Origin of the sequence: Clostridium sp. LS (assembly GCF_002760435.1) — a bacterium.
Taxonomy (GTDB): Bacteria; Bacillota; Clostridia; order Clostridiales; family Clostridiaceae; genus Clostridium.
Genome location: NZ_AUUU01000044.1, coordinates 21,831 through 28,853, shown reverse-complemented (window position 1 = coordinate 28,853; position 7,023 = coordinate 21,831). Strand labels below are relative to the sequence as shown.

At 25.1% G+C, this 7,023-nt stretch carries 6 protein-coding genes; all 6 read left to right on the top strand.

Going from position 1 to position 7,023, the window contains the following annotated elements:
- The first annotated feature begins 335 nt into the window (after window positions 1-335).
- The 6 genes from COL3_RS11650 to COL3_RS11625 all read left to right on the top strand — a co-directional run bounded on the left by COL3_RS11650 (window position 336) and on the right by COL3_RS11625 (window position 6,993).
- A complete protein-coding gene (locus COL3_RS11650; protein ID WP_008423628.1) occupies window positions 336-833 on the top strand; it encodes a DUF3850 domain-containing protein in 498 nt (165 codons plus the stop codon).
- A gap of 57 nt (window positions 834-890) precedes the next feature.
- Window positions 891-1,133 (top strand): hypothetical protein, encoded by a 243-nt coding sequence (locus tag COL3_RS11645; RefSeq protein WP_008423630.1) that lies wholly within the window; start codon window positions 891-893, stop codon window positions 1,131-1,133.
- Window positions 1,134-1,502: 369 nt separating this feature from the next.
- Window positions 1,503-2,519: a hypothetical protein gene (locus COL3_RS11640; RefSeq protein WP_008423632.1), complete on the top strand. Its 1,017-nt coding sequence runs from the start codon at window positions 1,503-1,505 to the stop codon at window positions 2,517-2,519.
- Window positions 2,520-2,723: 204 nt separating this feature from the next.
- A complete protein-coding gene (locus tag COL3_RS11635; RefSeq protein ID WP_008423635.1) occupies window positions 2,724-2,912 on the top strand; it encodes an alpha/beta-type small acid-soluble spore protein in 189 nt (62 codons plus the stop codon).
- A gap of 222 nt (window positions 2,913-3,134) precedes the next feature.
- Complete coding sequence (locus COL3_RS11630) at window positions 3,135-4,268, top strand: DNA repair exonuclease (RefSeq protein WP_035283409.1); 1,134 nt, start codon at window positions 3,135-3,137, stop codon at window positions 4,266-4,268.
- Window positions 4,258-6,993: an AAA family ATPase gene (locus COL3_RS11625; protein WP_008423639.1), complete on the top strand. Its 2,736-nt coding sequence runs from the start codon at window positions 4,258-4,260 to the stop codon at window positions 6,991-6,993. Before COL3_RS11630 ends, COL3_RS11625 begins: the two co-directional genes overlap by 11 nt.
- Window positions 6,994-7,023: the final 30 nt, after the last annotated feature.

Sequence of the window (7,023 nt, the reverse complement as noted above, 5' to 3'; positions counted from 1 at the left end):
AGAGTAGTGGTCTCCAAAACCATTGGTTGTGGGTTCAAATCCTACTGCCCCTGCCATTTAAATATCTATTATATAATATTATAATTTAAAAAGATTTTATGAGTTGGTAATTTTTTACCAGCTCTTTTTGGTTTTTAACAATTGAATTTTTTATTTATCTAATTTTTTACTAAGAATAGTAATAGTAATTTATTGAAACAATATTTTTATAAAGATATAGAATTATTTTTTTATGATTACAACGTATTGTTAGTTTATTAATTATTGTAGTTAAAAAATAATTAATAAAATCATTACTTATTTTAATAAAATATTTAGTGAAAGAAGAGGATTTAATGGTACATAAATTAAAGATATCGTCACAGAATTATAAAGCAATAAAAGAAGGTATTAAAACATTTGAGGTTAGGAGAAATGATACTGGATTTAATGCTGGAGATATCCTCGTATTAAGGGAGCAGGGAGATTCGACTGGGTATACACAGAGAGAAATAATCAAAGAAGTTTCATATATACAAAAAGGTGGTCAATGCGGACTTGAAGAAGAATTCTGTATATTAGGATTAAAAAATACTTTATGTGTGGAACTAAAAAATATAGGAATCAGTGAAACAACATTAATGAATCAGCTAAGAAAGGTCGAAGAGGAAAATGATGAGTTTGAAACAGCTATAATTAAGAATGATATAAATAATGCAATAGAAGAATTTTGGGATAAAGTGCAATCTTCCTTAGGCGCTTTAGAGAAAATAGGAATAAAAGCTGATATTGTAATTGAAGATTATTCAAAGCATTTAGAAAAAATTAAAAATATATCAAAAGAAAAGGTATAAAAACTTCAGCAAGGTCGATAATTATTAAAAATGCTTATGAATAAGGAGGAATAAAAAATGTATATGTTATCGGCAGATAAATTACATGCAACACTAGAAATACGACCTTTCAAGGGTCATTTAAATAGTAATTATATTAAAAAAATTGAAGAGGGAAAGATAATTCAATTTAATAGGTATCATGTTGCAAGCAGGCAAAAGGTATTGGAAGAATTAGCAAATAAAATTAAAGCGCAATGGATTAGTGAAACACAAGAGTTAATTGTAAAATATAGAGAGTTGAAGATTCAGCTAAAATAAATTTTTTACTACACAATATTATTTTTTACGAGAGAAAAAATTTTGTATAATTTATTAAATTAGAGAAAAATATAGAAATTTAATTTTGGGGTTGTGAGAATATACAAAATTTATTATAATTCATATAAATTGATCGAAATAATATTACGTTAGACAAAAATTGATAGTACAATAATAAAAATCACTTGATTTTTTTTGAAAAAAGTATATATTTATTTAGTATAATATTAAAGTAAGAATAAAATTAATATTTAAAAATCAACACAGTGTCACTTTATGTTTCTAAGATTATTTTTTATAAAATAATTCAATATTTGCATATTAGTAACATATTATGGAAATAATCCATTGTGAGGTGGTGAATGCAATATGAATAAATTAATTTTATTAAATGAAGTAAAAAAAGAAAAGAATAAAAGTATAAATAATTTTTTAGATTTCGATAGAATTAATAATGAACAAAAAGATTATAATAAATCATGTCTTACCTTCAAAGAAATATTTGATTTTTTTGAAGATAAAGAAGGATGTATAGGTTTAAATAATTTAAATAATAAAAAGTATAACAAGAATGAAAATAATCTCAATAAAATAATGAGAAGGATTTTTTCTTTAAACAATAACTTACTATTAATTAAGTTTATTAATTCAATATATAATGATGAATTGAGTTCAAATACCAAAATTGAATTTATTAATAGCAAAGAAAATATAAATAATAGTGAAATAATAATTTTGAATGATTCTAATTACAATCTTAGAATTCTTGCAGAAGATGAATATAAGAACTTTGAATATAGAATACAATTTCAAACCAAAGATGATAATAATTTAGCACTAGTTATAAGTAAAATAGATTTAGCTACTGGAAATAATATAATAAATTTTAACAAAAAGAAAAAGGAACATGAGGAATATAGTATAGACAATAATCTAAAAGAAAAGTATGATAAATGTCTAATAATGTTAAATTCAACTATTGAGGTTCCTGATATATATGAATATAAATGTGATCAGGAAGGCGAAAATATTGACTATAAAATTAATATAATAAAAAGTTGGAAATATGATTTTAAACAATTATTTCAAAAAAATATGTATTTGTTATTTCCAATCAAAGCGTTAGATCTTAAACAAAGACTACTAAGTATGAGTGATGAATTTATTTCAACAGACTTAATAAAAGATGAGCTAATTAGATTTTTTAGGGATATGAATAATTATCTAAAGAAAGCTGAAGATATAAATTTAATTACAGATAAGGATATTAATGAATTAAATTTAATAACAATTGATTTACTAAACTATTATATTACAGAAAAAAATAATATTTTTGTTGATGCCAAGATAGATATCGAGGCTACTTTAAGGGAAATAGTGGTTTAACTAATTAAAGAATAAGATAAATAGAGAATTATTTGGTGGCAATTATATTATTAATGGCTAACTATGCGGATAAATTTTGAAGATTACCCTTATATTAATAAGAATAAAAAAGAATACGAAGGTTAAAATACTATTGTCGGTAGGTGAAATTAATTTAAATTTTATCTACTGACTCCTACCAAATTAACCGAGGAGGGGATCGTTATGTCAAGTAATAATAGGACATTAGTTCCAGAAGCAAGACACGGCTTAGAGAAATTTAAGAACGAAGTAGCTCAAGAACTAGGAGTTCCATTTAAAGAATATAATGGAGACTTAAGTTCTAGACAATGTGGTTCAGTAGGCGGAGAAATGGTAAAAAGAATGGTAGAGGAATATGAAAGCAGAATCTAAGAAGAGTATACTAATTCTTTAAATTAGACTTCTGATATATGTAAGTATCATATATCATATTCCAAAAGTGGGAGATGCGTTACACAGATGTGTAATGTATCTCTTCTTTTTATGAAAAAGCTATTATTTGAAAGTATAACAAGGTATAACCTTGGACTCTTTTTAATTTTCATGATAGAATTAGAACAAAGGTTCGTTTATAAAATAATTATAGGTGATTATATGAAAAAAATTAAAATATTGCATACTGCTGATATACATTTTGATACTCCTTTTAGTGGACTAACACCTAAGGAAGCTTTACAGAGCAAGGAAGAATTAAAGCAGGTTTTTGAAACGATAATAAAAATATGCATAGAAAAAGAGGTAGATATTCTTCTAATTGCGGGAGATATATTTGATAACTTATCTGTAAATAAAACTACCCTCTATTTTATAAAAAATTGCTTTGAAAGAATACAAAAGATAAGAGTGTTTATAAGTCCAGGAAATCATGATCCGTTTAATGAGAAGTCTTTCTATAGCATTGTAGAATGGCCTGAAAATGTTCATATATTTAAAGGTCAGATGGAAAATGTGGTTTTAGGAGAACTAAATACGGTAGTTTGGGGAGCTGGATTTAATACTCCTCATGTAAATAAATCTTTATTAAAAGAAGTAAAAAGAGTAGATGGATATAATAATATTATGGTTATACATGGTGAAATTACGTCTTCAAGAGATGGAAATGACTATAATCCAATTACGGAGGATGAAATAGCTAAAAGCAATATGGATTATGTGGCACTTGGACATAGGCATAAATTCTCAGAGGTTAAAAAAGCAGATAATACATATTATAGTTATAGTGGATGTCCTCAAGGGAGGGGATTTGATGAACTTGAGGATAAAGGAATAGTTTTTTTAGAGCTTAAAGATGGATTTGTTGAAAGTGAATTTATTAGAACATCAATTAAGAACTATTATGAAAGAGAAATAGATATTAAAGGATGTTTTGGACATAATGAAATAAAAAATAAGATAGTCAATGAAATTCCAAACTCCCATAGGAAAAATAATTATTATAAGATAATTTTGAAAGGACAAGTGTCCGAGGAATTTACAATAAGCGAGGAAATTTTAGAGGAACTACTTAAAAATGAATTTTATTTTGTGAAAATTATTGATAGAAGTGAGATTGAGTTAGATATAAATGAATTAATTAAGGGATATTCCTTAAAAAGCATATTTGCTAAAAAGATATATAAAAAGTTACAGGAGGCACAAACAGAAGAGGAAAGAGAAATTATAAATTTAGCGCTAAAGATGGGGCTTCAAAGCATTTCTGGTGATGAGGTAAAGGTTTATGATAATTAAGAAAATATATATAAAATATTTTGCGGGGGTAAAAGAAAAAAATCTAAATTTCACAAAAGGTTTTAATTTAATATACGGAAAAAATGAACGGGGAAAAAGTTCAATAGAGAATTTTATTAAAGTATGGCTGTATGGAATAGATGGTTCCAGAAGTAAATTTAGTGATAGAAAAAGATATTTGCCATTAACTGGTGAAAAGATTTCGGGCGAGTTAATTATCGAATATATGGGTAGAGGATATATCATAAAACGGACCTTTGGTACAGTAAAAAAAGAAGATACATGCGAAATACTAGACGAAATAACAGGCGATGTCATAGAGTTTGATTATAAAAATGAACCGGGAAAATATTTCTTTGATATTAATTTAGCAACTTTTGTTAAAACCTTATTTATAAGTCAGCTAGGAGTTATGGTTTCCAAAGATAAAGAAGAAGAGATAATGGAGAAGATAACTAATATCTATAATACTGGAGATGAGAATACTTCAATAAAGAAGATTATTGAAAAATTAGAAAAGCAAAAAAGGCAGTTAATTGGTGTTAGAAAAGGCGGGACTCTTGATTTATTAAAAGAAAAAGCTAATTTCCTTAATGGAGAACTGAGGGAAGCGTATAAATTAGGAGAAGAAAGTGTTGATAATGAGGAAAATTTAATAAAAAAGAAAGAACTTAAAATTTATATAAAAGAGCAGATACAGAAATTAGATTTATATAAGAAATATATTAAAAAGATAAAGCTCCAAAAAGACTATAAAGAAATAAGTAATTACTTTATTAAAGGGGAGGAACTTAGGCGAAAACAGAATGCTATTAGCGAAGAACTTAAAAAAGGTAATGATTATATAACTATAGATTTTTTAGAAGAAATTGATGAAAAATGTGCTAGATATTTTAGCTTGTTAGATGTTAAAAAAGAAAAATTGGAAAAGTTTAATCAATTACAAGAAGAAATTAAAGAAAAAGAAGATAGTTTAAAATCCTATAATATATTTAGCTCTATGGGAAGTAATATCAAGGAAAAGATATACACCTTAAAAAATGAGATAAAGAATCTTGAAGAAAAGCTTAATGATATTATTAATATCCAAAATTCAATATCTAGATTTAAAATGGATGTAAATAAGAAAGCTAATGAAATTGCAGATTCGGAATTTATAAAAGTTTATAGAGATGAAATTGAGGAAACTTTCAATTCTTATAAAGAAGGATTAAAGGAACTAAAATTTAAAATAGAAAATGAAGGTTATAGTAATTCGGAAATGAATTTAAAAAAATCTTATAGAAATATAAAGTTCATATATGCAATCGGTTCTTTTAGTGTTCTACTTTTTGTTTATACTGTAGTAAAACAAGTAATACCTCTAATGGTAGCATTCATACCTATATTAATTTTATTAATCAGATTGTATTTGAAATATTCTTTAGAAATAAAGAAAAGTGAATTTACGAGAAAGAATATTGAAGCTATTGAGAAATTAAAGGGAAGGATTAATGAATATGAAGAAAAATTAAATTTTTATATGAGCAAAACTAATTCTATATCCTATGAAGATTTTATAAATAAATTAACTCAATATGACAAATATAAAACCTATAAAGATAATGTAAACCTGCTTATCCAAAATAAAGAAGAAGAAATTAGTAAATATGATATAACACAAATTAAATTAAATTATAACAAAAATAAAGGGGTAATAGCCTCTTTATTTAGTGTGCTATCATGCGATTCGCTAGACGCAGTGTTAGAGAAATATGAGACTTATGAAAAATTACTAGTAAATATACAAAGAATTGAGTATGATATGGATGTAATTAATAAGGAGATTAAAAATATTGATGAGCAACTAGTTGATAAAGTGTTAGAAATACGAAAAAAAACTTCTGCATTAGGATTGGAAAATGTAGAAATAGCAGATTTGCATATTAGCCTGAAAGATTACAAAGAAAAAATAAATAAGATGAAAGAAATTAAAAATGCTTTAGCAAATGTAGAAGAAACTTATAAGGTTTTACTTAAAGATAGAAATATAGATGAAATAAAAGAAGAAATGAAGCAAATAATAAATCAAGATATAAACTACTCTTATGAATCAGAGGAAGAAATAGACGCTGAGATTAGGGCTAGATCAAATGAACTTCTAAAAGTTGAAAAAGAAATAAAGGATTTAGAGCATATTATTGAGAAAAGATATTTGGGAAAGAGAGAAATTCCTGAGATAGAGGAAGAAATATTAATTAATAATGAAAAAATTAATAAATTAGAAAAGGAATTTAAAGCCTTAGAATTAGTAAGTAGTATGTTTCATGAATCATTCGATGAAATTAGAAAAAACGTTGGTCCAGATTTAAATAATAAAGTTATAGAAAAATTTAATTTCTTAACAGATGGAGAGCATGAGGAGGCCAAAATATCAGAAGAGTATAAGTTAAAAGTAAGAAATAAAGGATTACTATTTGAAGGGGATATATTAAGTAACGGAGCTAAAGATCAGTTATATTTAGCCTTAAGACTTTCTTTTATAAATATGCTATTCAAAAATAAAGATGTTCCATTATTTTTAGATGATGCATTTGTTCAATACGATGATGAAAGAAGAGAGAGAGCATTAAAATTACTAATAAATGAAGAATTTAGTCAAATAATTTTCTTTACTTGTCAAGAAATAGAAAAGAATATTTTAAACAATAATAATTATGAATATAATTTAATTATGTTAAATTAATAGTGGTATTATTTGTTTAGCTTTTCTTGA

What these genes read in the sequence shown, in the direction of transcription:
- COL3_RS11650 (WP_008423628.1), top strand. Translation starts at nt 336, where the DNA reads ATGGTACATAAATTAAAGATATCGTCACAGAATTATAAAGCAATAAAA.
- COL3_RS11645 (WP_008423630.1), top strand. Translation starts at nt 891, where the DNA reads ATGTATATGTTATCGGCAGATAAATTACATGCAACACTAGAAATACGA.
- COL3_RS11640 (WP_008423632.1), top strand. Translation starts at nt 1,503, where the DNA reads ATGAATAAATTAATTTTATTAAATGAAGTAAAAAAAGAAAAGAATAAA.
- COL3_RS11635 (WP_008423635.1), top strand. Translation starts at nt 2,724, where the DNA reads ATGTCAAGTAATAATAGGACATTAGTTCCAGAAGCAAGACACGGCTTA.
- COL3_RS11630 (WP_035283409.1), top strand. Translation starts at nt 3,135, where the DNA reads ATGAAAAAAATTAAAATATTGCATACTGCTGATATACATTTTGATACT.
- COL3_RS11625 (WP_008423639.1), top strand. Translation starts at nt 4,258, where the DNA reads ATGATAATTAAGAAAATATATATAAAATATTTTGCGGGGGTAAAAGAA.